Annotated in this window: 16 protein-coding genes; 6 read left to right on the forward strand and 10 right to left on the reverse strand. The window is 46.2% G+C overall.

Translation table 11 applies throughout. The annotated features are described in order from the left end of the window. Window positions 1–15 precede the first annotated feature (15 nt). The 3 genes from BLQ13_RS21060 to BLQ13_RS21070 form a co-directional block, all read right to left on the reverse strand. Window positions 16–1,800, reverse strand: coding sequence for a helicase-associated domain-containing protein (locus tag BLQ13_RS21060; RefSeq protein ID WP_090923655.1), 1,785 nt, complete (start codon window positions 1,798–1,800; stop codon window positions 16–18). Between the two features lie 22 nt (window positions 1,801–1,822). Next, the gene (locus BLQ13_RS21065; protein WP_420848954.1) at window positions 1,823–3,550 is read right to left on the reverse strand and encodes a DNA repair helicase XPB; all 1,728 of its coding nucleotides are present in this window, start codon (window positions 3,548–3,550) and stop codon (window positions 1,823–1,825) included. 140 nt (window positions 3,551–3,690) lie between these two features. Then, entirely contained in the window at window positions 3,691–4,863 is a 1,173-nt protein-coding gene (locus BLQ13_RS21070) for a M20 metallopeptidase family protein (protein ID WP_090923656.1), read from the reverse strand. Window positions 4,864–5,073: 210 nt separating this feature from the next. Here BLQ13_RS21070 and BLQ13_RS21075 point away from each other — a divergent pair, with 210 nt between their 5' ends. After that, window positions 5,074–5,421, forward strand: a complete 348-nt coding sequence (locus BLQ13_RS21075) for a YugN family protein (protein ID WP_090923657.1) — start codon at window positions 5,074–5,076, stop codon at window positions 5,419–5,421. Window positions 5,422–5,433: 12 nt separating this feature from the next. Beyond that, a complete protein-coding gene (gene ftsW / locus BLQ13_RS21080) occupies window positions 5,434–6,720 on the forward strand; it encodes a putative lipid II flippase FtsW (protein WP_090923658.1) in 1,287 nt (428 codons plus the stop codon). A gap of 115 nt (window positions 6,721–6,835) precedes the next feature. On the opposite strand, the gene BLQ13_RS21085 is transcribed toward ftsW, so the two are convergent. After that, a complete protein-coding gene (locus BLQ13_RS21085; protein ID WP_090923659.1) occupies window positions 6,836–7,198 on the reverse strand; it encodes an Asp23/Gls24 family envelope stress response protein in 363 nt (120 codons plus the stop codon). A gap of 159 nt (window positions 7,199–7,357) precedes the next feature. On the opposite strand from BLQ13_RS21085, the gene cax reads away from it, so the two are divergent. Then, a complete protein-coding gene (gene cax / locus BLQ13_RS21090; protein WP_260510923.1) occupies window positions 7,358–8,452 on the forward strand; it encodes a calcium/proton exchanger in 1,095 nt (364 codons plus the stop codon). A 175-nt stretch (window positions 8,453–8,627) separates the two neighbouring features. On the opposite strand, the gene BLQ13_RS21095 is transcribed toward cax, so the two are convergent. The 5 genes from BLQ13_RS21095 to BLQ13_RS21115 all read right to left on the reverse strand — a co-directional run bounded on the left by BLQ13_RS21095 (window position 8,628) and on the right by BLQ13_RS21115 (window position 13,711). Continuing rightward, on the reverse strand, window positions 8,628–8,921 hold the full coding sequence (locus BLQ13_RS21095; RefSeq protein WP_090923661.1) for an Fpa/YlaN family protein: 294 nt from the start codon (window positions 8,919–8,921) through the stop codon (window positions 8,628–8,630). A gap of 220 nt (window positions 8,922–9,141) precedes the next feature. Then, the gene (locus BLQ13_RS21100) at window positions 9,142–9,387 is read right to left on the reverse strand and encodes an HPr family phosphocarrier protein (protein WP_090923662.1); all 246 of its coding nucleotides are present in this window, start codon (window positions 9,385–9,387) and stop codon (window positions 9,142–9,144) included. A gap of 96 nt (window positions 9,388–9,483) precedes the next feature. Next, window positions 9,484–10,599 carry an aminopeptidase gene (locus BLQ13_RS21105; RefSeq protein ID WP_090923663.1) on the reverse strand — a complete coding sequence of 372 codons (1,116 nt, stop codon included), beginning with the start codon at window positions 10,597–10,599 and terminating at the stop codon, window positions 9,484–9,486. Between the two features lie 109 nt (window positions 10,600–10,708). Further along, entirely contained in the window at window positions 10,709–11,566 is an 858-nt protein-coding gene (locus tag BLQ13_RS21110) for a hypothetical protein (protein ID WP_090923664.1), read from the reverse strand. Window positions 11,567–11,719: 153 nt separating this feature from the next. Further along, window positions 11,720–13,711 carry a sensor domain-containing diguanylate cyclase gene (locus BLQ13_RS21115; RefSeq protein ID WP_090923665.1) on the reverse strand — a complete coding sequence of 664 codons (1,992 nt, stop codon included), beginning with the start codon at window positions 13,709–13,711 and terminating at the stop codon, window positions 11,720–11,722. 464 nt (window positions 13,712–14,175) lie between these two features. Between BLQ13_RS21115 and rpsD the strand changes: the two genes are divergently transcribed. The 3 genes from rpsD to BLQ13_RS21130 all read left to right on the forward strand — a co-directional run bounded on the left by rpsD (window position 14,176) and on the right by BLQ13_RS21130 (window position 20,400). Then, window positions 14,176–14,775 carry a 30S ribosomal protein S4 gene (gene rpsD, locus BLQ13_RS21120; protein ID WP_090923666.1) on the forward strand — a complete coding sequence of 200 codons (600 nt, stop codon included), beginning with the start codon at window positions 14,176–14,178 and terminating at the stop codon, window positions 14,773–14,775. A gap of 167 nt (window positions 14,776–14,942) precedes the next feature. After that, on the forward strand, window positions 14,943–17,048 hold the full coding sequence (locus BLQ13_RS21125; protein ID WP_090923667.1) for a methyl-accepting chemotaxis protein: 2,106 nt from the start codon (window positions 14,943–14,945) through the stop codon (window positions 17,046–17,048). Between the two features lie 247 nt (window positions 17,049–17,295). Continuing rightward, complete coding sequence (locus BLQ13_RS21130) at window positions 17,296–20,400, forward strand: transglycosylase domain-containing protein (RefSeq protein WP_090923668.1); 3,105 nt, start codon at window positions 17,296–17,298, stop codon at window positions 20,398–20,400. A gap of 123 nt (window positions 20,401–20,523) precedes the next feature. Here BLQ13_RS21130 and acsA read toward each other — a convergent pair whose 3' ends face one another. Continuing rightward, window positions 20,524–22,248, reverse strand: coding sequence for an acetate--CoA ligase (acsA, locus tag BLQ13_RS21135; protein WP_090923669.1), 1,725 nt, complete (start codon window positions 22,246–22,248; stop codon window positions 20,524–20,526). Window positions 22,249–22,465 lie beyond the last annotated feature (217 nt).

Here is a 22,465-nt window from a genome sequence, read left to right on the forward strand (position 1 = left end):
AGTTTTTCCACTAAACTAGACATCATCCGGTAGAATAAGACGCATTGCATCCCAGTCTTCCGGGGTAAATGTTCGCCATTCCGTACGCGATGCAGTTTCGTGCGGATCAAGGATGCACCATCCTTCCAGTATCCATCGCTCTTGCTCTTTCACCTGATGCGGAATAAGAACAAACGCATCCTTCCCCTTTTGAATTCCTAGTTTCACTTGCCATTCGATGGCTTGCATTGCAATTTGGCGCTCCGTCGACAGGTGATACTTTCTCCATTCCCTGTGCCAAGTCTCAGGTACATCAGCCTTCCTCTCGTTCCATGCCGATTTTTCAATCGCATCATAGTCAGACCCATCCTCATCGTAGTCTACCGTCATATCAGGCGTAAATGGTAATTGCAATAAGCCTTGATTCTCATCGTTGTAAAAGAAAGGGGAATTCCGCGTCGGTCCTTTGTTTCTCTCCCTTTTGCGCTGTTCAGGCTGATCCGTATTCTCAGCAACCACCAGATTATCTTGCTTATCTTGAATATTCTCCCCGACTGTTGTCCAGTCCTTTAACGTAACAATTACTTGGTGGGGCAACTCCCCTTGTCCATGTCTCTGTAAAAAATCAGCGATGTCTTCCCACTTCACTCCACTCGCAGCAGCGATTTTCATTCGCTCTTTGGTCAAACGATAGATTGACATCTGGTCACGTGTGATCCGTTCACAGTATTGTTCGAGTCTCCAGCAGACTTCAGCTGGCACATCCGGCGGCACCATAACTTCAAAGTCGGGTTGCACATAAAATTTGCCGTATTGTATCACTTCCTGCTCGTGTAGCCTATCTAAATGATGAACATCCCCATTTGCTCCCACTCTCCTATTCAAGAAATCGGCTGGATCGATCAACCAGCGAAATGCAGCCTCCCCATTCTCATTCTCACCGACTTCACCAAACCCCCAGCCAGCTAAAGCATGCAACCAGCCTTGAAACCCTGAATTACCTCCTCCGCACAGTACACGGAACCATTGATTCACTCCAGGCGTAAGTACCGCGAGCTGATAGCGAGAATGTTGCATCTCTGATCCGGACGCCCCATATCGCTCAATGCATATTCTAAACACTTCACCATGCATCTCGAACCAGGACAACTTGATCCACTGTTGCAATTTATCTTGCCTGATTTCGAAACCTCTATCTGTTTGTTGCACCAAGTTTAAGCAGAGCAGTAAATCCAGCAAAATAACTACATGCACCGGGTATAATGCCTTATGATCATACGCAATCTCCAACGGTTCGAAATCCTCTGGAGACATGATCGTTAATGTGCTTAACTTTTGTACCGTTCTCTTATGTATTGTACCTTTTCCAGTGACAGGCAGACCTTCTCTATCAATCCAAGCAAGAAGATGAAGTAATTCTCCTGCGATATGCGGTTTTCCTTCCTTAATGACACGCCTGACAGAACCGACCATCGGTTCAACAATGCGGTCCACGCGACTTATATACGATAAGGTCAATGTTGCCAGATGACATTCGGGGATATGAAAAGAGCATTCTCCCCAGCTTTTATGTACGGATTTAATCCATTGTTTACGGCGCAACATGGCAAAAGCAAGCTTCGCTTCAGCTCCACTTAATCCTTCCTTAGCCCAAACCTCCGAAGGCAGAAGAGAAGAGAACGTTTGACCCGCATATTTGTGAAAAAGAGCACCAAGCACCCGTTGCTCCGCTGACGTAAGTGCAGACCAAAGTGCCAGACCAGCCAACTTTTTCGATTTCATCGATTTCTCCACTTCAAACTCCAGACCAGACATCAGCATTTCACTTCCCTTCTGCAACATGTTAATGAACCTTGTCCTGCTCATGCACAATCGCATATTCGTAACCCTGCTCTACCAAAAACATTTGGCGATTTAACGCAAATTCCTGTTCCTTGCTATTTTCGGAAACCAGTGCATAGAAATAAGCTTTGTTCTCACCTGCTTTGGGGCGCAGAATCCGTCCAAGTCGCTGGGCTTCTTCTTGCCTTGAACCAAAACTACCAGAGATTTCGAGGGCCACCGCAGCATCCGGCAAGTCAACGGCAAAATTGGCAACCTTTGATACAACAATCGTACGAATTTCGCCCTTTCTAAAAGCAGAAAACCAGTGAATACGTTCCTGTTGTGGCATCGATCCAGAGATTAGAGGTGCATCAATTTCCCGGGCAATCATCTCAAGCTGATCAAGGTACTGCCCAATGACAAGTGTCGGTAGATTTTGATGTCGTTCCAGTAAACGCTTTACAACCTTTAATTTTGCCGGATTTTCAGCTGCCAGGCGAAATTGATGTTTACCCTCGGCCTGCACATAAGTTGATCTTAATTCAGGAGACAAGGGCACCCTCACTTCCTGACACTTCACTTCTGCAATCCAGCCTTGCTGCTCCAGCTCTTTCCATGGCATATCATATAATTTGGGGCCGATCAACGAGAACACATCCTGTTCACATCCATCTTCACGAACAAGCGTGGCGGTCAAACCTAGACGACGAGTAGCCTGAATGTCTGCCGTAGCCCGAAACACCGGAGCAGGCAACAAATGCACTTCATCATAGATGATCAGCCCCCACTTTCTCTCTTGTAAAAGATGAATGTGAGTGAAATCGGCAGCTTTAGATTTTCGATGTGTCAAAATTTGATACGTTGCCACCGTCACCGGTTTGACCTGCTTTTTCTGCCCCGAATACTCTCCGATCTGTTCCGCATTTATCGTTGTTTTATCCTGAATTTCCTGTATCCACTGCCGGACAGACGTTGTATTGGACGTTAGAATAAGACATTCACATTGCAACCGTTCCAGCACAGCCATGCCAATAATCGTTTTGCCTGCTCCGCAGGGAAGTACCAGTAGTCCGCTACCGCCGACGCCTTCACCATCTTGAAAAGCGTCCACTGCCTTCTGCTGATAAGGTCGCAGCGCAAATGTAGCTCTTTTTCCCTCACCGCATCTACTAGACATACTAGTCGTTGATTCAGTAATATTAGGCCGCCAGCCAAATGAAAGTTCGCTCCCTTTCCGATAACCGGCATAATCCAATACAGGGTAACCAAGACGTGTCAGTTCCCTCTTCAATAAACCACGCTTTTCTCCCGATAACACAAGCTCGTTCACGCTCGTTCGTTCCATACGGAAAGCAGATATCGATTTGATGTCGCTCAAATCATCTAACAATTGCTCGTCTTCACAAGTCAGGCGCATTTTAGAATGATCCGGCTCAGCATGTAACTTTAATTTGCCGTATTGCTCCATTATTCTGCACACATCCTGAGTGAGAGCCGCAGGCACATTCCAGCGTGACACCTTCTCAAGACACTTGATCACCCATTCTGAATTCCAGCCTAGTGCTGCCGCATTCCACAGCGACAACGGGGTGATTCGGTAGGTATGAAACGTTGCAGGTGTCTTTACGAGTTCCGCGTACATACTGAGCTCCGCTCTGGCTGTTTCAAACTCGGGATGCCCCACTTCGAGCAATACTGTGAAATCACGCTGTACAATGCAAGCTCCCTGCGGATTGAACATCTCCATCTTTCCCACATCCATTCCTAATCTATATCATTCAAACAAAGATCTGACTCGTACACTCCGATCGCAAACTTCATTTCTCTCACAACAAAAAAAGCATCCTGTCCATACCTTGGTATGTTCAGGATGCCCAACTACAGTTCTCAGCATTCAGCTGCGTAACCCTTCGCCATGGCCACAAACAGTTTCACACCCGTCTGCATGGCGTCCTCGTCAAAATCAAACATCGGATGGTGATGTGGGTACACCGCATTTTTCTCCGGATTACCCGCACCGACAAACATGAAGCACCCCGGCAACTTTTGCAAATAATACGCAAAGTCCTCTGCAGGCATCAGCATCGGAGAGTTCTGCACCCGGTCTGGGCCAAATATCGCCGTTGCTTCATTAAAGAAACGTTCAGTCTCCTGCGCATCATTAACCACCGGCGGATACCCCATGATGTATTTCACCTGTGTCTCCGCACCATAGGCAGCCCCAGTTTGTGCCACCATAGATAGCACACGCTCTTTCATATTCGTCCGTGTCTCTTCATCAAATGTTCGTACCGTGCCGCTGAGCTTGCACTGCTCCGCAATCACATTCTGCGCAGAACCCGCCTGCATCGTGCCAATCGTTAGTACTGCCGGGCGCAACGGATCAACGGACCGGCTAACGATAGTCTGAAGTTGCATCACAAGCGCAGAGCCCGCAACGACACTATCAACGGTAGCTTGCGGCATGCCGCCGTGACCGCCTTTTCCTTTGATATCAATGTAAAAGTCATCTGCCGCAGCCATCATCGGTCCTGCTGTGCTTGCAACAATGCCAACGGGAAGCGGTGTCCATAGATGAATGCCATAGATAACGTCTACGCCTTCAAGTGCTCCGTCTGCTATGACCTGAACTGCACCACCCGGCAACAACTCTTCCGCTGGCTGGAACAGAAACCGAATCTCGCCCTGCACTTCCTGCTTATGACGACTGAAATAAAGCGCGGTTCCCAGAAGCATTGAAATATGACCATCGTGGCCGCAAGCATGCATCGCTCCAGGTTGCTGTGAAGCGTATTCCACATCCTTCTCGTCCTGCATCGGCAATGCATCCATGTCAGCGCGAAGCATGACTACAGGCCCTGACCTGTCCCCGCGTAGTATTCCAATCACCCCATGGCCACCTATATGACGTTTCACCTCAATGCCAAAGCTCTCCAGCATATCTGCCACAAAAGAGGATGTTTTCTCCTCATGAAAGGAAACTTCAGGATTGCGATGAAGGTGACGCCGCCATTCCACCATATGGATCTGCAGATCTTCCCACCATATTTGATTTGTCATGTAACCCCATCCTTTCGATCATCAGCAGGGCTTGTTCATAGCCCCAAACCTTCCTCTTCAAACCTATTGCAGTATATTGTAGCAGAATTGAACGAAAACCGATACGAAAGGCCTTTGGAAAGCTTGCACGGGAAGGGGAAACATACTATCATGAACTAGAGAAACACACGAGAATTATACTCGGAAGCTTATGAGGAGGATCAAACGCTTATGATTTTTGAGAATACAGGCTTGGATGGCTTGAAAAGCGACTTGGCATACCTGGATGAGAGCGCCGAGAAAGTCGGATTCGTCCGGTGGCAATGGGAATATTACCGTGCTACATATGACTACAAAATCGAAGATGAACAAACCAACTCAGAATACTTTGTACGCATTAATACGCGCGCGGTAGAAGGCAAACTGGAGAAACCCGATACGGTTCTGGCCGTTGAAGCCGTTTATCTGGGCAAAGCTACTTTCCCGCATGGACTTGATTACGACTCTTCCGTTCCTCAGCCAGTCGTGAAGCTGGCCACCCAAAAATTGCAGCAGCTCAAAGAACTGCTCGAAGCTTAGGCGGGCCAGATTATGAAACAACAAACGGCCCAGACGAGAACGAAGAGAGGCACGCCGGATTTTCAACTGCTAATCCTCACTTTATTGTTGGTGGGCTTTGGACTGGTGATGGTATTCAGCTCCAGTTCCAGCATCGCAATCGCAAGCGAAAGTTTTAACAACGATGCCCTTTACTTCACGAAAAAACAACTTATGTGGGCGATGATCGGTCTGGTTGGCATGTTTTTTGCCATGAATATCCGCTTTAACAAGTACAAAAAGCTCTATGCACCGTTTTTCCTGTTCACCACCGCACTACTCTTAGTTGTCTTGGTATCCGGTGCCGTGTTAAATGGTGCAAGAAGCTGGATTCGCGTGTTTGGATTCAGTTTGCAGCCTGCAGAGTTCGCCAAAATTGCAATTATTTTATATTTGTCAGCACTCATCACCAAAAAAGGTGAACGTTTCCGTGATTTCAAGACCGGATATTTTCCTGTCCTGTTCATCGTCGGATTTATTGCAGGATTGATCATGTTGCAACCTGACTTTGGTACCTGTTTCATTCTGGTATCTACCTGCGGTCTTGTCATTTACGCTGGTGGAGCTAACATGAAGCACATCCTGGGTTCTATTTTATTGGTTGCGCTTGGTGGTGCACTTGCCTTTGGAGCCAGTGCCCTCTTTTCCTCCATGTCTCCGGACACTCCAGCGCTGGACAGCACAACAACAGTGACAGCAGAGCAAAACTACAAAATTGGACGTATTCAAGCCTTCCTTAATCCAGAGTCTGATATCAATGGCGGAAGTCTCAACCTCTACCGTTCTCTGGTTGCCATCGGGGACGGCGGTATTACAGGTTCGGGTATTGGACAAGGCACCATGAAGTTGCATTATTTGCCAAATGCCTATAATGACTTTATTTTTTCCGTCATCGGAGAAGAGCTCGGTTTCATCGGGAGTGCATTGTTCCTGCTCATTTATCTGTACTTTATCTGGAGAGGCATTATCGTCTCCCTACGTTGTCCTGATCCTTTCGGAACGCTGGTGGGTATAGGTATCATGGGGCTTATCGCGATCCAGGCCTTCATCAACATTGGCGGGGTAACTCAAACGATACCTGTAACGGGGGTTACACTTCCGTTTATCAGTTATGGGGGGACCTCACTCTTTGTCATGATGGTGGCGATGGGGATTGTGCTAAGTATTTCACGGACCAATAACCTAGAAGCAATTAAGGAACAAAAAACGAAATCGGTAACGGTGCAGACACGCACCTCCCCGGCACTTCGTTCACGGGATTCGATTCGCCGAGTTCGCTAATGGAATGAAAAAAGACTTTGCATCTGATGGATGCAAAGTCTTTTTTGTGTTTTTTTTGTATAAAGATAAGGAACAAAACATAGATTTGTTCATACCTTACGTGGAGTCTAAAGATTTACAGGTCGTCGCCTTTGAAAGAGACACCTTCAACCTTCACATTCACTTCGACTACACGTAGTCCGGTCATCGTTTCTACCGCTTCTCTTACATTCTGCTGGAGCATACGGGAAACTTCATGAATCGGAGTTTCATACAGGACGATGATACGCAGATCAATGGCTGCTTCCAGCTGACCGACTTCCACGCCTACGCCTTTCTGTACGTTTTTACCACTGAGACGCTTCGCCCAGCCCTCTGACAAACCTCCAGACATTGCGGCGATTCCAGGCGTTTCCATTGCAGCCATTCCAGCAATTTTCGCAACCACGTCATCGGCAATCCGGATGTTTCCGCTCTCCATTTGAAGTTGTTCTGCCATGCCACATCCTCCTTCACTTCGTTACTCGTATTTTAAATCCTTTCCACCCTAAAAAGCAAATTTAACTGTAAAAGATGCGTTTACAACCTGCCCCCCTTTGGTTATATTGAAATATGAAATTAATCGCATAGGTACATAACGTGAATTTCAAAACAAAATATGTATATAACCGAGGTGTTTTTTGTGAGAAACCGGATTTCATCCTTTTTGCTGATTGCATTTTTTGCGCTCAGTGCCATCGCCCACTTCTTGAAATGGGATTCGATTCTGCAGTTCGTGATATCTGCCATTTCGGTTATTTTTGTGGCCGGTTTTTTAGGTAAAGCGACCGAAAGTGTAGCTCACTATGCCGGTCAACGACTAGGTGGATTCCTAAATGCAACCTTTGGCAATGCAGCCGAACTCATTATTGCGATTTTCCTCGTAAAAGAGGGCTTGTTCGACATGGTCAAAGCCAGTCTGACCGGGTCCATTATCGGTAATCTGCTACTCGTACTGGGACTCAGCATTTTTGCCGGCGGACTAAAGTATAAAACACAGAATTACAACGTTTCGCTTGCGGGGCTCAACGGCTCCCTGATGATCGTTGCCATCATTGCCCTGTTCGTCCCGGCCGTATTCCTGAACACCCACTCTATCACACAGCGGGATACGAATACACTCAGTCTCATTGTGGCTGGCTTGCTTATCCTGGCTTATATTGCGTGGCTTATCTTCTCTATGGTCACGCATAAAAGCTATCTTGCCGATGTAACGGATGACCAGGACGAAGAATTGCCTCATGAGCATGCTCCTGCATGGTCGAAGAAAAAGTCGATCCTCTATCTCGTGATCGCTACCGTTATGGTCGCCTTTGTCAGTGAATGGCTGGTTGGCACACTTGAGGTATTTACTTCAGAGTTTGGACTAAGTGAGCTGTTCGTTGGTGCTTTCCTCGTGGCCATTATCGGTAATGCAGCCGAACACAGTGCGGCCATCATGCTTGCGATGAAAAATAAAATTGGTGCCGCTGTTGAAATTGCCGTAGGCAGCAGTTTGCAAATCGCACTATTCGTAGCACCAGTGCTAATATTTGTAAGCTATTTTACGGGTCGTACGATGGATATCGTGTTTACCACCATTGAACTGGTCGCCATCGGTGTGTCTGTTTTTATTGCCAAATCGATCACACAGGATGGCTCCACCAACTGGTATGAAGGTCTGCTTCTACTTGTTGTGTATGTCATTCTAGGTGTCTCATTCTTCCTGGTATAACAGAACTGTTGATTAACGTTATACCACTCCTGCGTACATCAAGAGACAGCCGAGGGACTACTTCCCCGGCTGTCTTTTTACGCCTACTGCAACACTAGACATATACATCAACACATACAAAAAAAGCATGCAACGGAATGTGCATGCCTTCTATTCTGACCCGCGCGATTGCAGGCTATTGCTCATTCTTTTTGTTCAAAGCTTCATATAAAATCGCCAAGTTCCGCTCAAGCGCGCTAACCATCTGCTTACCTGTACCTTCTGGAAGGAGTCCTGCACGGACAGCAAAATCAACTTCCTTGGAGAACCCATACATCTGTGTATCCAATACTTCCTCATAGAGAGGGCAGTAGCGGGTAGCCAGATTCTCCATCTGTACTTCAATAAGCTTCTGTATTTTATCTGCATCTTCTTGAAGAAGATTGATTGCTTTCAGGTTCAGCTGGTCCTGCAGATCAGATGAAGTCATGCATCATTTCCCCCCTATGTCCCAAAATCGCGTAAAGACGTTCTACCTCTAATATTAGACGAAATGAAGAGCTAATACAAGAACCTGACCAAAATAACCGCACGAGTTGTGAGCTCTGTTACAGCCTTCTCTCGCTTTGTCTAATTCACTCTAACGGACATTGTGTTCTGCTATGATTAAAAACACCCCTGCCCGAAGGCAGAGGTGTTCTTAAATGATGTTATTCAGATGCGATGTTTACATTCAGGCCATGCTTTGCAAATACTTCAGACATTGCTGCCTTCGCTTCATCTGCATCCGGGCCATGAACGTGCAGTTCATAACTGTGCGTGCTAATCAGCGTTGTAAACAACCCAAGAATACTTTTTACGTCAATATACTTGTTCTCTGAATGAAGCACGATTGAAGAAGTAAACTTGCCTGCTGTTTGAGCAATTTCCACTACAGCCGCGTTATTACTCGACATAGGAATCCCTCCGTCTTTTCACTTTTGGTATCATCTATTAATTACCACTACATGATACCGTGAATCCGCTTTCCTAGCAACTGCAAAATGCAGTTCCTATTTCAACTGGTCCGGATTCAAACATTCCAGCTCAGGAATGACAAAGATGCCATCTTTACGAATCAGCACATCATCGAAATAGATTTCGCCACCGCCGTAGTCTGGACGCTGAATCAATACGAGATCCCAGTGAATGGATGAGCGGTTTCCGTTATCTGTTTCTTCATATGCCTGACCTGGCGTAAAGTGCAGGCTACCTGCAATTTTTTCATCAAACAAAATATCTTTCATCGGGTGCAGAATGTGCGGGTTGAAACCAATCGCAAACTCACCGATATGACGCGCACCTTCATCTGAGTCCAGAATTTCATTCAGGCGTTTCGTATCATTGCTGGATGCTTCTACGATTTTACCGTCTTTGAATGTAAACTTGATATTCTCAAACGTAATTCCGTTATACAGCGTCGGTGTATTATAACTAATTGTTCCATTAACGGAGTTGCGTACGGGTGCGCTGTATACTTCACCATCCGGAATATTTTTTTGTCCGGAACACTTCTCTGCACCGATATCTTTGATGGAGAAGCTCAGATCCGTGCCTGGCCCCGTAATCCGCACTTTATCTGTACGTTTCATGAGGCTTGCAAGTGAGTCTTGGGCTTTGTCCATTTTTGCATAATCCAGGTTACATACGTCAAAATAGAAGTCTTCAAATGCTTCCGTGCTGGTGTTCGCGAGTTGCGCCATGCTTGCGTTAGGGTAACGAAGCACCACCCATTTTGTATGTTTGACACGCTGTTCGCTATGTACCGGATGGGAATACAGGGAGTTGTACAGTTTCATTTTTTCTTCCGGCACATCGGACAGATCATTCACGTTCTCTCCCGCACGGATGCCGATATAACAATCCATTTGTTTCATACGGTTCAAATCAATCTCTGCCCACGTTTTCATCATCTCTTCCGTAGCATTTTGCAACATCACACGCTGAACGGTTCGATCTGTCAACTGTACAAAAACGTTACCGCCTTTTTTGCCCACTTCTTCAATAATGGCATTGATCAAATCACGTTCTGATCCAATCATCTCAACCAATACATTTTCGCCAGGCTGTACATCAACAGAATAACCTACGAGGTTCGCTGCAAGCTTCTGAATTCTAGGGTCCTTCATTCGATAAATCCTCCTGTCATCTGCCATTCAATGAATTGAACAACGGTAAATTACGTTACTATTGTAGCACGCACCAGACATCCCGTCAGCAGGCAGTCACAGGTTTTATTTATTGATATGATTTAAAGTTCACATCGGTTACCAGTGCTTCTACATTGCTTCGGCTACTGTTATCCGTGTATTTCACCTGACTCTCAGAGGAAAGGCGCATCGGTAAGCTGGTTTTGCGATCAACCGTCAGATGATAGACCGTATGCACCTCAGCCTTTTGAATCAACTTCTGCATCGTGTCCTCACCCTGCTGCCATACCTTTTGCAATTCCTGCTCAAGTTTCTGCTTACTCGCACCTTTCACTTGACTCGCCTTGTGCATGTACTCTGCCCGAATGGAATTCATCTCATCTGTCAGTTGGTCTGTAGCCCAGGTTTTGGCGTCCTCTGGCGCAAGCTCTATCCGCAATATACGTGTTTGGCGGCCTGAGCCATATTCGGATTGAATTGTTTTTTTCATACTATCGATCTTTTCTAATTGCGCAATGGGGTTAAAACGAGATAAGGAGCCACGTAATGGTTCATGCTGAGCCGTTAAAGAATTCCATTGTCCTTTTTTACGTTGAAAAGAGGCACTGAATCCGCTAGGTTGACCATTATTTTTCACCGCATTCAAACTTATTCCTGAATCCGCCGCAGTCACTGCGCCTGGTAATCGGGTCTGCAACGTCAGCCGGTCATGGTCTTCCAGCTTGCCTTCAAATTTAAATTGATTTTCAAACATTCCACTGTTTTCTCGTCTCAATCCAGCCTGTCCTTCAAACGTCAACGACTCTTTCCCCGCTATGCCGGATAATGCCAGAGAAAATATTTCTTCAGGCGTCCGATCATGCTGGAGCATCCCGCACCCCGGAACAATGGCTAGCACAAGGCAAAGGATTAGCGATAAAGAAAACGTAGACTGGCGGTTCAACATGTCTATTCCACCTTTCAGTCATTTTCTCCATAGATTGCCCTCACAATATGTGCTTATACTTCCTTACTATGCGACCAGACAAACCACACGGACTTTCATCCACATACCCGTTCAAAAAAAGAGAGAAACGACTCCGCAACCGGAATGTCTCTCTCATCGTATACCTTCCTGTTCCTCTATGACAATTCGATTCCGGCCCCCGTTCTTTGCACTGTACAGCGCCATATCTGCACGGTAAAACAGGGACTCTACACTTACTTTCTCATCCATCCAGTTCCATTCAGCAATGCCACTTGACACCGTAACAGACGGCCTCGTCTCGGCCTCAACTCGGGTACGGATTCGTTCCGCATACACAAGCGCTTGTTGAATGCCGATCTGAGGCATGTAGATAGCCAGTTCTTCACCGCCCCACCTTGCGCAAATATCCTCGGGTCGAACCGAACTTGTAACAATGTCACTGACTTGTTTTAATACTTGATCCCCGGTTTGATGCCCAAAGGTATCATTCACCTGTTTGAACTGATCGATATCCACGACAACCAATGAGCCGCAGTAATCATGAGCCTGACGTTCGTGAATAATATTGTCCAGGTAATGCCTTACGTACAGTCCGGTCAACATGTCCAGATTGGCCAACCGGCGCACCTCAGCATGCAGGGTGGCATTGGTTAGAGCAAGACCCAGATGAATCGATAACATTTGTAGCAACCTGTAGTTCTCATAGGAGAAAAAATGTTCCCGCACATGGGCAAGCAGAATAGCACTCTTCACCTGTCCATCCACGCGAATTGGTGCTGCAATCAGAGACATCGCGCCTGTTAATTCCATGAAACTGGAAGTTACCTTATCAAACTGCGTATAGTCAGATATAATTAATGGCTCTTCAGTCTGATACATGTAACCCGCAATGCCAGAATCCATAGGATACGTTCTCTGCCGAATCTCTTTTACATTGGTCGCCATCACCTCAAACCTGTTCGTACTGTCATTTAATTGCAAAATGCAGCAAAAGTCGGCCTGAAAGATGTTTTTAAATTCTTGCTCAGAAAACTGATAGATTTCCATCAATTGCAAGCTTTTGTTAAGGCGCTGCGTCAGATCATTGATTACACGAAGTTCCTGAATCAACATATGGGATTGCTCATGAAGTTTTGCATTTTCGAAAGCTGTCCCTGCTGTATCCGCCATCATGGCAATCAGTTGTAAATCGGAGTCTTCCATCAATTCCTCGTTCATTTCGATATGAAATACTCCGTATATGCCCTGTTTGCCTTTGAGCGGCAACCCCACCTCAATGATTCGTTTGTCCAACTCATCAGACCGGGAGACGATCAGTCTACCCTCCATGAATGAGCGCACACAGATATCTTCTCCACGCTCTTGAATAAGTAGTGGTTTAATACGAGGATTAAAACTTCTCTGGTCCTGAGACATATAGAGCATAATGTGTGTGGAAGGATAGAGGTAGTCCATACTGACAAATACTTCGTCCAATATCGCCCCGACATCCATTTTGTCATGCATACGCTGTACGATCTGAAAAAGAATGGATCTTCGGTGTTCCTCCCGAGCGGTTTGTTCATGTGAGTGCAACAAGTCCGTCATAAATATGTATTCAAATCTTCGGTAAAAGCAGGTGTGGTAATGCAATGCCTCAGATCGAACCACAGCTTCTGACGTTTCGGATCGGTGGGATTCAAAGACCAGCGCAACAAACACAGCAAATATATCTTTATTGATTCTTGAAAACAGAGGCTCGGCAATCAGCAGATACTCCCCATGTTTACTAATTCCGCGTCTAGATAACGTCTGTTCCTTTTCAGCACACTCCAAAACCATCGAACGTACATTGATATCCGAATCGGTAATCTGGCCGGAGTCCTCTCCTATGCACTCTCCTTCCGTATTCCAAACACTGTATGCAGCAATTGGCCCACTTGGCACAGAATCTTTCTGGTTTGTCCAATCCGTGAAGGCTTGTCCTAATAAACTGCTTAAATATGAGAAGTCAAAAGGTGTGATATCCATTTTTTGCATCCACAACGCATGGTCATCATGAGATGGAAGCACTGTAAACGATGTGGAATCGCCCGCGCTTCGCAACTTCAGACTGGTAGGTAAACTTCTTAGATGTTCCAACATGTCAGGCGCTCCTTTGCACCGTTTTTGCATCCTGGGGGATGCATTAATCTGCATCAATTATCGCAAATCTGCAAAATATTAGCGAAAACCTTGATACATAAGATTGTTTAAAGTTAAGATACCATCTATTTTACTCTGTTTGAAGCTTTTTTGCACTCATATTTCAGAAAATTGTCCCATTATTTTAGGCCTAATGACCTATCGACAAATTTAGACGTTTTTCTGGCTTTATGTATTGCTTGACTTTACTCCTTTCAGAATGTAGAATAAATTGTTGATGAAGACTACTAATACGGTCTTTAAATTTGGGCATTACCGGTTGTGTCACCCTCATTCTTTTTGTTGCTTTCAGGACAGCGGCTGAACTTTCCTGATCGTTCTATGCGAGGCCAAGCCCGCATCAACAAATTGGAGCGCAAACAGAGCCCTATATGAACTTTAACTAAAAAGGAGCTACTTTAAACATGGCACGTTACACTGGTCCTAAATTTAAATTAAGCCGTCGCCTCGGCATTTCCCTGAGCGGAACAGGCAAAGAATTGAAACGCCCTTTCCCTCCAGGTCAGCACGGAGCTAACCAACGCAGAAAAATGAGCAACTACGGTATGCAGTTGCAAGAAAAACAAAAATTGCGCCACATGTACGGTTTGGGTGAAAAACAATTCCGCACATTGTTCTCCAAAGCGCAAAAAATGCAAGGTATTGCCGGTGAGAACTTCATGTTCTTGCTTGAGTGCCGCCTTGACAACCTCGTTTACCGTCTTGGCTTTGCTAACTCCCGCGCTGGAGCGCGTCAATTGGTAGCACACGGTCACGTAACTGTAAACGGCAAAAAAGTCGATATCGCTTCTTACCAAGTAAGCACTGGCGATGTAATCGGCTTGCGTGAAAGAAGCCGCGGTCTGACTTCCGTTAAGGAAGCTTTGGAAAACCGTTCGCATCTTCCAGCATACGTTGAATACAACGATGCAGCTGTAGAAGGTAAATTCATCCGCTTGCCTGAGCGTGCTGAATTGTCCCAAGACATCGATGAAAAACAAATCGTCGAGTTCTACAACCGTTAATCGTTGCATCACAACAAAAAAGCAACTGTTCGAGATTTCCTCGGCAGTTGCTTTTTTGTTGTTTTTTTCACTCTTCCCCCAGCCCCTCTTCATTACAAGCCTCTACATAAAGATAATATGTTTATCGAAACACGCACAAAATAGAAAGATAACTTAGGGGGCTACACATGTCATTTTTTCGAAATACCAAGCTTGCGGTAAAGCTAGGATTACTGCTCGGATTAGTGCTCCTCTGCTCGATCGGCGCATTAATTGCCTTTAACACCAAAGCCATATACGACAAAAGCCTACAATATGGTGAAGCTGTAGCGGAACACTCAGCAAGTGCAGCTACTAGCGAATTCATGACTGACGTCAACCAGGTAAAAAATACGCTCGACAGTTTGAGTACAACCCTGCTGGACGCTTCAAAAAATGGGACGCTAAGCCGTCAAGATATCGTAAGGCTTTTGGAAGAATACTTGAAAAAGGACGAAAAGGTTTTTGGTTTTTATACTGGATGGGAGCCCAATGCCTTTGACGGCAAAGATGCAGAACATGTGAATAAGGATAAATACGATGATGAAACAGGCCGTTTTATCCCTTACGTTATCCGGGATGGAAGCTCCTTGCATTTTGAACCGCTCACTACTTATGAGGGAAACAGTGAAACCAGTAAATACTATCAACAGCCGAAGGCGACCAAAACCATCTATTGGTCCGAGCCCACTACGTACAAAGTTGCTGGTAAAGAGACCTTGCTCGTATCCATCGTTCTGCCTTTACTTGATGAGAACAATACCTTTCTTGGCATCGTTGGGGCCGATTTTACGATTGAAGGTTTCCAGCAAAATATTGGATCTCTGAATCCAGACCAAGGCTATGCCATGCTGATTACAAGTGAAGGGCACGTTGCTGCGCACGGCTCAAGACCGGAACTGACCAAAGAGAATGCCGAGCTCTCTTCCAGTACCCAAGCACTTATTCAGCGGATCCAGTCGAATGATACAGGGTTCTACACTGCGGTTGACAATGGCAAAACAGAATTATTTATTGCCGAACCCGCCAAGCTTCAAGGCTCCGATTCTAGCTGGCATCTAGTATCTGCATTACCCAAAAGCGTGATACTCCAGCCTTTTTACGATAGCTTGAAATGGTCTGTACTCATCGCTATATTGGCGGTACTTCTACTGGCAAGCGTGGTCGCGTACACCATCATATCCATAGTAAAGCAATTGAACCGTGTAAATGTTGTCGCAGGACAACTCGCGCATGGTGATCTGACACAAAAGTTGCCTGTTAAATCGAAGGATGAATTTGGAGTCATGGCCATTCACATGAATGACATGATGAATACATTACGCCATACGATCTCTGTTATATCTGAACATGCCTTATCGGTCGGTTCAACTTCGCAACAATTAACTGCCGGGGCAGAGGATACAAGCAAAGCCGCCGAACAGATGGCACTTATCGGAATGGAAGTTGCAAACAAAGCGGAGAAGCAAGTTCAGGAGTTACTTCATTCCTCCCGCTCGATGAACGAAATATCCACGGGCATCGGAAGAATAGCTGAGGCTGCTGCCGAAGTAAGTAGTACATCAAAATCAGTGACGGAACGAACTTCATACGGAACAGACAAAATGCAGGCAGCTATCCATATGGTGGAGAGTGCAAACACTTCTGTCCAATCCTCCATGACTGCACTGGAGCAATTTAAAAAGCGCTCGGAAGAGATTGGTCATATAACGGGTATGATTACCGAAGTAAGCCGACAAACGAATCTTCTCGCCCTCAACGCTTCTATTGAAGCTTCGCGAGCGGGGGAACACGGACGCGGCTTTGGCGTTGTAGCTGCAGAGATTCGCAATTTAGCTGAGCAATCCAGACAATCGGCTGCTGACATTGCCGCGTTGATCCAATCCGTTCAACAAGAGATTTCAGCTATCGTTGAAAATATGCAAAAAGGAAGCACCGAGGTGACTCACATTGCCGATGTAATGAACGAGAGTGGTGAGCTATTCTCATCCATCTCATCACAGATCGCCGACGTGAATCAACAAATTGCACAAGTCTCCACCATTGCCAAACAGATGTCAGGTGAGTCCCGACAGGTCGATTCATCACTTGAGCAACTTAAAACGATTGGTCTTGAAACAGCAGCGCACGCAAGCCAGGTTGCCTCAGCTTCGGAGAAACAGCTTGCATCTATGGAGGAAATCACTGCTGCATCCGCTTCTTTGGCACACCTCACACAAGAACTGTTGGAACTTATCCAGCGTTTCAGAACCTAATGAGCATAAGATATTATATTTTTCTTCAAACACTCTTTTCTATATAGACTTCAAGGCTGGCCTGCTTACATGCAGTTCCAGCCTTTTTCCTTACTTTTGCAACTCATGAAATGCTGTTCGATATCACATGCTATATATCATAATCCATTCCAGATTGGCAAATTTCGACCATTACTTGTATTTCTCAGGCATGCAAACGGGTCTTTTTATGCTATAATTAGTGCTGTTAAAAGGAGGAAGACACTGAATGGTTGATGTTACTAAGAAAAAGCCTGAAGATCCGCCTGTACGCAAGCGTAGCTTTGCACGCAAACTAGGTAGCTTCGTTATGTGGATGGTTGTCCTTGGATTTATGGGCATACTATTCGTTGGCGGTGCTTTAATGGGTTACGTCAGTTCGATCGTCAAAGACGAACCTGTCCGGTCAAGGGCCCTGATTGAACAAAAAGTCAGCGAAAACTCCATCACAGGCTTTGCTTACTTTTCTGACGGCAGTCCGATTGGTCAACTTCGCACGGAAGAAGACAGACGTCCGGTCACCTTTGACCAGATCCCCAAAAAAGTTATTGATGCCGTGATCTCGATTGAAGACAATCATTTTTACGAACATAAAGGTGTAGACATGAGCGGAACACTGCGTGCCGTGAAACAAAAAGTGCTGAAAGAATCAGTACAAACGGGTGGCAGTACGCTTACGCAGCAATTGGCTAGACGTGTATTTCTGAATTTGGACCGTACGGAAGATCGTAAAGTAAAGGAAATTTTGCTTTCCCTTCGACTGGAACGTTTTCTGACCAAAGATGAGATTATGACCGCCTACCTGAACAAGGTACCTTTCGGCAACGGTTCCAGCGGATACAACGTTTACGGAATCAAAGCAGCCGCCAAGGGATTGTTTAATATCAATGATCTCGAAAAAATAAATATAGCTCAGGCCGCTTATTTGGTTGGATTACCTCAGTCTCCCTCTTCCTACTCCGCCTTTAACGGTAAAGGCGATTTTGTAGAGGATAAATTTGATCGCGCCATCAATCGTCAAAAACTGGTTCTGCGCCGCATGCTGGAACTTGGCAAAATCACGCAATCGGAATACAACAATGCACTTGCCTTTGATATCAAAAGCTCGCTTGCTCCGAAAACCATTAAAGCCTATAACACTTATCCATACCTTATGATGGAAACGGAACGTCAAGCAGCACAGATTATCATGCAGCAGCTGAATGCCGACAAAACTAAGGCAACAGGCAAAAGTACAGACGCCGAGGCATCGCAAAAGGAAAACAGCGCCCTGCTGGAAGAGGCTCAGTCACAGCTTCGCACAGGGGGATATCGCATCTATACAACAATTAACAAGAACATCTACAAAACGATGCGTACGATTGCCGAAGATAACAGCAACTTCTCAGCAGATGATCCTGTTAAGGGAAAAGAGCAGACTGCAGCGATGCTGATCAATCATAAAACAGGAGCAATCCTCGGTATGATTGAAGGCCGAAGCTTCCAGGATGAACAGATGAACTATGCGACTCAAATGATTCGTCAGCCCGGTTCTACGATGAAACCTATTGCGGCTTATCTGCCAGCTCTGGAGGAAGGTCTTATTCAACCGGCCTCCGTCATCGACGATGCGCCAATTATTTTGAAAGACGGCCCTAGCGGATACCATATCGCCAAGAATGCGAACAACCGTTATCAAGGTTTGGTAACCGCTCGTAGAGCATTGAATTACTCATTGAACATTCCGGCTCTGAAGCTTTTCAATGAGGAAGTTGGCATCGATAAAGCTTGGACTTTTGCGAAAAAGCTTGGCATTACAACGATCCAGAAGCAGGATTACCAGGCCCAGACCGGTGTTCTCGGCGGACTTCAATATGGTGTAACTGTGGAAGAATTAACAAATGCCTACGGTGCAATTGCTAACAAAGGGGTCTACAACGATTCTTATATGATCAGCAAAATTGTGGATTCCAAAGGCAATATTGTATACAAACATGAAAGCGAGCCTGTACAGGCATTCTCGGAACAGACGGCCTATCTTATGACGGACATGTTACGTACCGTTATAACAGAAGGTACAGCCGATAAAGTACGGGAAAACTACAAGTACAGATCAAGTGTGCCTATTGTCGGTAAAACAGGTTCAACCCAGAACTACGCCGATGTCTGGTTTGAGGGGTATACACCAGATGTTACGCTCGGTGTGTGGGTTGGTTATAAACAGCCGATTAATACACTCGAAAACAAATCACAACGCAAACGTGCTCAGCAGCTTTGGGCCAAAATTATGAATGAAGTCGTCGAAACACAGAAGGATCTGTTTGTTACTAATTCATTCAAAAAACCTTCTGGTATTGAAACCAGAACGGTCTCAGCATACAGTGGCAAGCTACCAACATCCCTGACCGATAAATTTGTTACTGACATTTTCAATAGTAAATTTATTCCGAAGGACCGTGATGATGCTGTCGCTAAAGCGAAATATATTACCTACAACGGTGTAAATTACATTCCACGTGATGAAACACCTGCGGATATGTTGAAGGAAAAAACAGTCGTCAAGCGTAAGAAACCGATCTCCGATCTCATCAAAGAATTGCAAAATGCATTTAAACGGATGAGTCGTCACGAGTCGCTTGCATACTATCTGCCTGAGGATGCCGGTGCTGATCTACCAACTGAGGTTGATCCACGCACGGATAACGGCAAAGCTCCAGATGCACCTGGCAATGTTCGCATCTCCATCTCGGGAGAACGGGCATCCATCACATTCAATGCTACACCTGAAAGTGATGTTGTTGGGTATCGTCTCTATCGTTCAGTCGGTGGTGCCGGATTCCAGAATCAAGGCCAGGTTGTACTGACAGGTGAGTCCAGATCGTTCTCAGCTTACGCAACAGCTAGTGGCAACTTTGCATTCTATGTTACTGCCGTAGACGTTGCTGGCAAAGAATCTGCTCCAAGTGCGACGGTGAGCAGTGCAGGCGCTGGTGCGCCTGATACAGAAGTCAAAGAGCCTATTGAGGTACCTGGTACGGTGGTAACCCCTGGAGAAACAGTCAGTAACAACAATGCACCAACGGCGGCTCCAAGCACACCAGGCCAAGTAAGCGTATCAGCGCTCTCCCAAGGGCTTCGTATTCAGTGGGCACCAAACTCGGAAGCGGACGGCGTGCAGAGCTACGCTGTATTCTATAGCGAGACAGGTTCGGAACCCTTCACCAAGATTGGCACCACTTCGGGTACCAGTATGGTTTATGGTGTACCGTCATCAACGGGGGGTTGGTTCAAAGTTTCTGCCAGCAACAGTGTCGGTGAGTCCGCATCCTCGGAAGCGATACACTATCAGCCTTAATACGGGTGACAAACCCGTTGACAAGCCAATCTCGTAAACGAATGAAAAAGCCGCATGTCCAGTGTGAATACACTGACATGCGGCTTTGTTTATGTTCATGTCCTTTTTAACTCTACATGATACTCAATCCTCAATGGTAGATAAGTCACCTGTTGGCAGATCAAGTTCCCATGCCTTCAACACACGGCGCATAATCTTGCCTGAACGCGTCTTCGGCAGTCTTTCTTTGAATTCGATCTCACGCGGTGCAGCGTGAGCGGACAGGCCCTCTTTTACAAACCGATAGATTTCTTCCTTCAGTTCCGGCGTCGCCTCATACCCCTCACGAAGCGCGACAAACGCTTTAATGATCTCTCCGCGTGTCACATCCGGTTTACCGATCACGCCAGCCTCAGCAACCGCTGGGTGCTCTACCAGTTTACTTTCCACTTCAAACGGTCCAATGCGCTCACCTGAAGAGTTGATGACATCGTCGATGCGTCCCTGGAACCAGAAGTATCCGTCTTCGTCCATGTACGCTGAATCCCCGGATACATACCAGCCTGTCAGTCTGAAGTACTCCTCATACTTCGCTGGATTATTCCAGATTTTTGCCATCATCGACGGCCAAGGTGTACGTATCGCCAAGTTCCCCATGCTGTATGGCGGGAGCTCTTGTCCACGATCATCGATTATCGCTGCTTCAACACCCGGTAAAGGACGTCCCATGGAACCCGGTTTAATCGGCATACCCGGGTAGTTACAGATTAACTGTGCTCCCGTCTCGGTCATCCACCACGTATCATGGATTCGTTGACCGTACGCTTTCCAGCCCCAACGTACGACCTCCGGATTCAGCGGTTCCCCTACCGACATGACATGACGCAAGCTACTTAAATCATGTTGGGCAATCGTCTCGTCCCCTGCGCCCATAAGCATACGGAACGCCGTAGGGGCACTGTACCATACACTTACTTTGTTTTTCTCGATTGTACTATACCAGTCTTGCGGACTAAAACGTCCCCCGCGAATCACATTCGTTACCCCGTTAAGCCAAGGGGCGAAAATGCCATACGACGTGCCTGTTACCCAACCTGGATCGGCAGTGCACCAATATATGTCGTCTTCTCGCAGGTCAAGTACAACTTTACCCGTATAATAATGCTGAATCATCGCATTCTGAACATGGTACACACCCTTCGGTTTCCCTGTTGAACCCGAGGTGTAATGAATCAACAGTCCATCCTCACGCGTCAACCATTCCACTTCCATATCATCCGAAGCCGCAGACATCTCTGCATCAAAATCAATCAATCCATCCTCAGACTGCGGGCCACCGCCGACAACAAAAATATGTTTCAGCTCTGGTAATTCGGATCGTTTAATCCGTCCAAGAAGCTCAGGCGTGGTCACAAGCGCAACAGCACCACTGTCCTCCAGCCGATCCTTCACCGCCGTTTCCATAAAGGCCTCGAATAAAGGACCCGCTACAGCGCCCACTTTCAAAATTCCCAGCAAACTGAAATACAGCTCAGGACTTCGTGGCATAAAAATAAAAACACGTTCTCCCTTAGCTACGCCATATTTATGCAATACATTACCAAAACGACTCGACTGCTCGCTCAGATCTGCGAAGGTGTAAGCTTCCTCACGGGAAGCATCGCTGTAGAGCAAAGCCGTCTTCCCACCTCTGCCTTCCAGGACATGGCGATCAATCGCCTCATGTGCCATATTCACTTTGCCGCTGGCGTGCCACGTAAAGTGCCTTTCTACCGTTTCCCAATCGAACCGGCTTCTTGCTTCCGTATAATCGCCCAGATTCGATTCAGACACCACCGTTTGCAGCATCTCATTATGTGCTTGACTCATGCTTGCCAGCCTCCTTCAACTCGACATTTCGATTCCCTTCAGGGTTCATTCGTATTGCCTTTGTGTTGACTGAACTTCCAGTTAGCGCTTACATTAGTAGAGAGAACTTCTCGTCATGTACTTGCCTGACCCAACCGATGCACTCAAACGGTGTTGAATTGTGAACATTTTTTGTCAACGCAATTATAGCAAATTGGATCAAACATCGTCTACGGCT

The organism is Paenibacillus polysaccharolyticus, from assembly GCF_900102085.1.
Taxonomy (GTDB): domain Bacteria; phylum Bacillota; class Bacilli; order Paenibacillales; family Paenibacillaceae; genus Paenibacillus; species Paenibacillus polysaccharolyticus.

Excerpts from the sequence above, each read along its gene's own strand:
- BLQ13_RS21060 (WP_090923655.1), bottom strand. The coding sequence starts at position 1,800 with ATGCTGATGTCTGGTCTGGAGTTTGAAGTGGAGAAATCGATGAAATCG.
- BLQ13_RS21070 (WP_090923656.1), bottom strand. The coding sequence starts at position 4,863 with ATGACAAATCAAATATGGTGGGAAGATCTGCAGATCCATATGGTGGAA.
- BLQ13_RS21115 (WP_090923665.1), bottom strand. The coding sequence starts at position 13,711 with ATGTTGGAACATCTAAGAAGTTTACCTACCAGTCTGAAGTTGCGAAGC.
- BLQ13_RS21110 (WP_090923664.1), bottom strand. The coding sequence starts at position 11,566 with ATGTTGAACCGCCAGTCTACGTTTTCTTTATCGCTAATCCTTTGCCTT.
- BLQ13_RS21075 (WP_090923657.1), top strand. The coding sequence starts at position 5,074 with ATGATTTTTGAGAATACAGGCTTGGATGGCTTGAAAAGCGACTTGGCA.
- BLQ13_RS21065 (WP_420848954.1), bottom strand. The coding sequence starts at position 3,550 with ATGGAGATGTTCAATCCGCAGGGAGCTTGCATTGTACAGCGTGATTTC.
- rpsD (WP_090923666.1), top strand. The coding sequence starts at position 14,176 with ATGGCACGTTACACTGGTCCTAAATTTAAATTAAGCCGTCGCCTCGGC.
- BLQ13_RS21100 (WP_090923662.1), bottom strand. The coding sequence starts at position 9,387 with ATGTCGAGTAATAACGCGGCTGTAGTGGAAATTGCTCAAACAGCAGGC.
- cax (WP_260510923.1), top strand. The coding sequence starts at position 7,358 with ATGTATATAACCGAGGTGTTTTTTGTGAGAAACCGGATTTCATCCTTT.
- BLQ13_RS21095 (WP_090923661.1), bottom strand. The coding sequence starts at position 8,921 with ATGACTTCATCTGATCTGCAGGACCAGCTGAACCTGAAAGCAATCAAT.
- BLQ13_RS21125 (WP_090923667.1), top strand. The coding sequence starts at position 14,943 with ATGTCATTTTTTCGAAATACCAAGCTTGCGGTAAAGCTAGGATTACTG.
- BLQ13_RS21130 (WP_090923668.1), top strand. The coding sequence starts at position 17,296 with ATGGTTGATGTTACTAAGAAAAAGCCTGAAGATCCGCCTGTACGCAAG.
- BLQ13_RS21085 (WP_090923659.1), bottom strand. The coding sequence starts at position 7,198 with ATGGCAGAACAACTTCAAATGGAGAGCGGAAACATCCGGATTGCCGAT.
- BLQ13_RS21105 (WP_090923663.1), bottom strand. The coding sequence starts at position 10,599 with ATGAAGGACCCTAGAATTCAGAAGCTTGCAGCGAACCTCGTAGGTTAT.
- ftsW (WP_090923658.1), top strand. The coding sequence starts at position 5,434 with ATGAAACAACAAACGGCCCAGACGAGAACGAAGAGAGGCACGCCGGAT.
- acsA (WP_090923669.1), bottom strand. The coding sequence starts at position 22,248 with ATGAGTCAAGCACATAATGAGATGCTGCAAACGGTGGTGTCTGAATCG.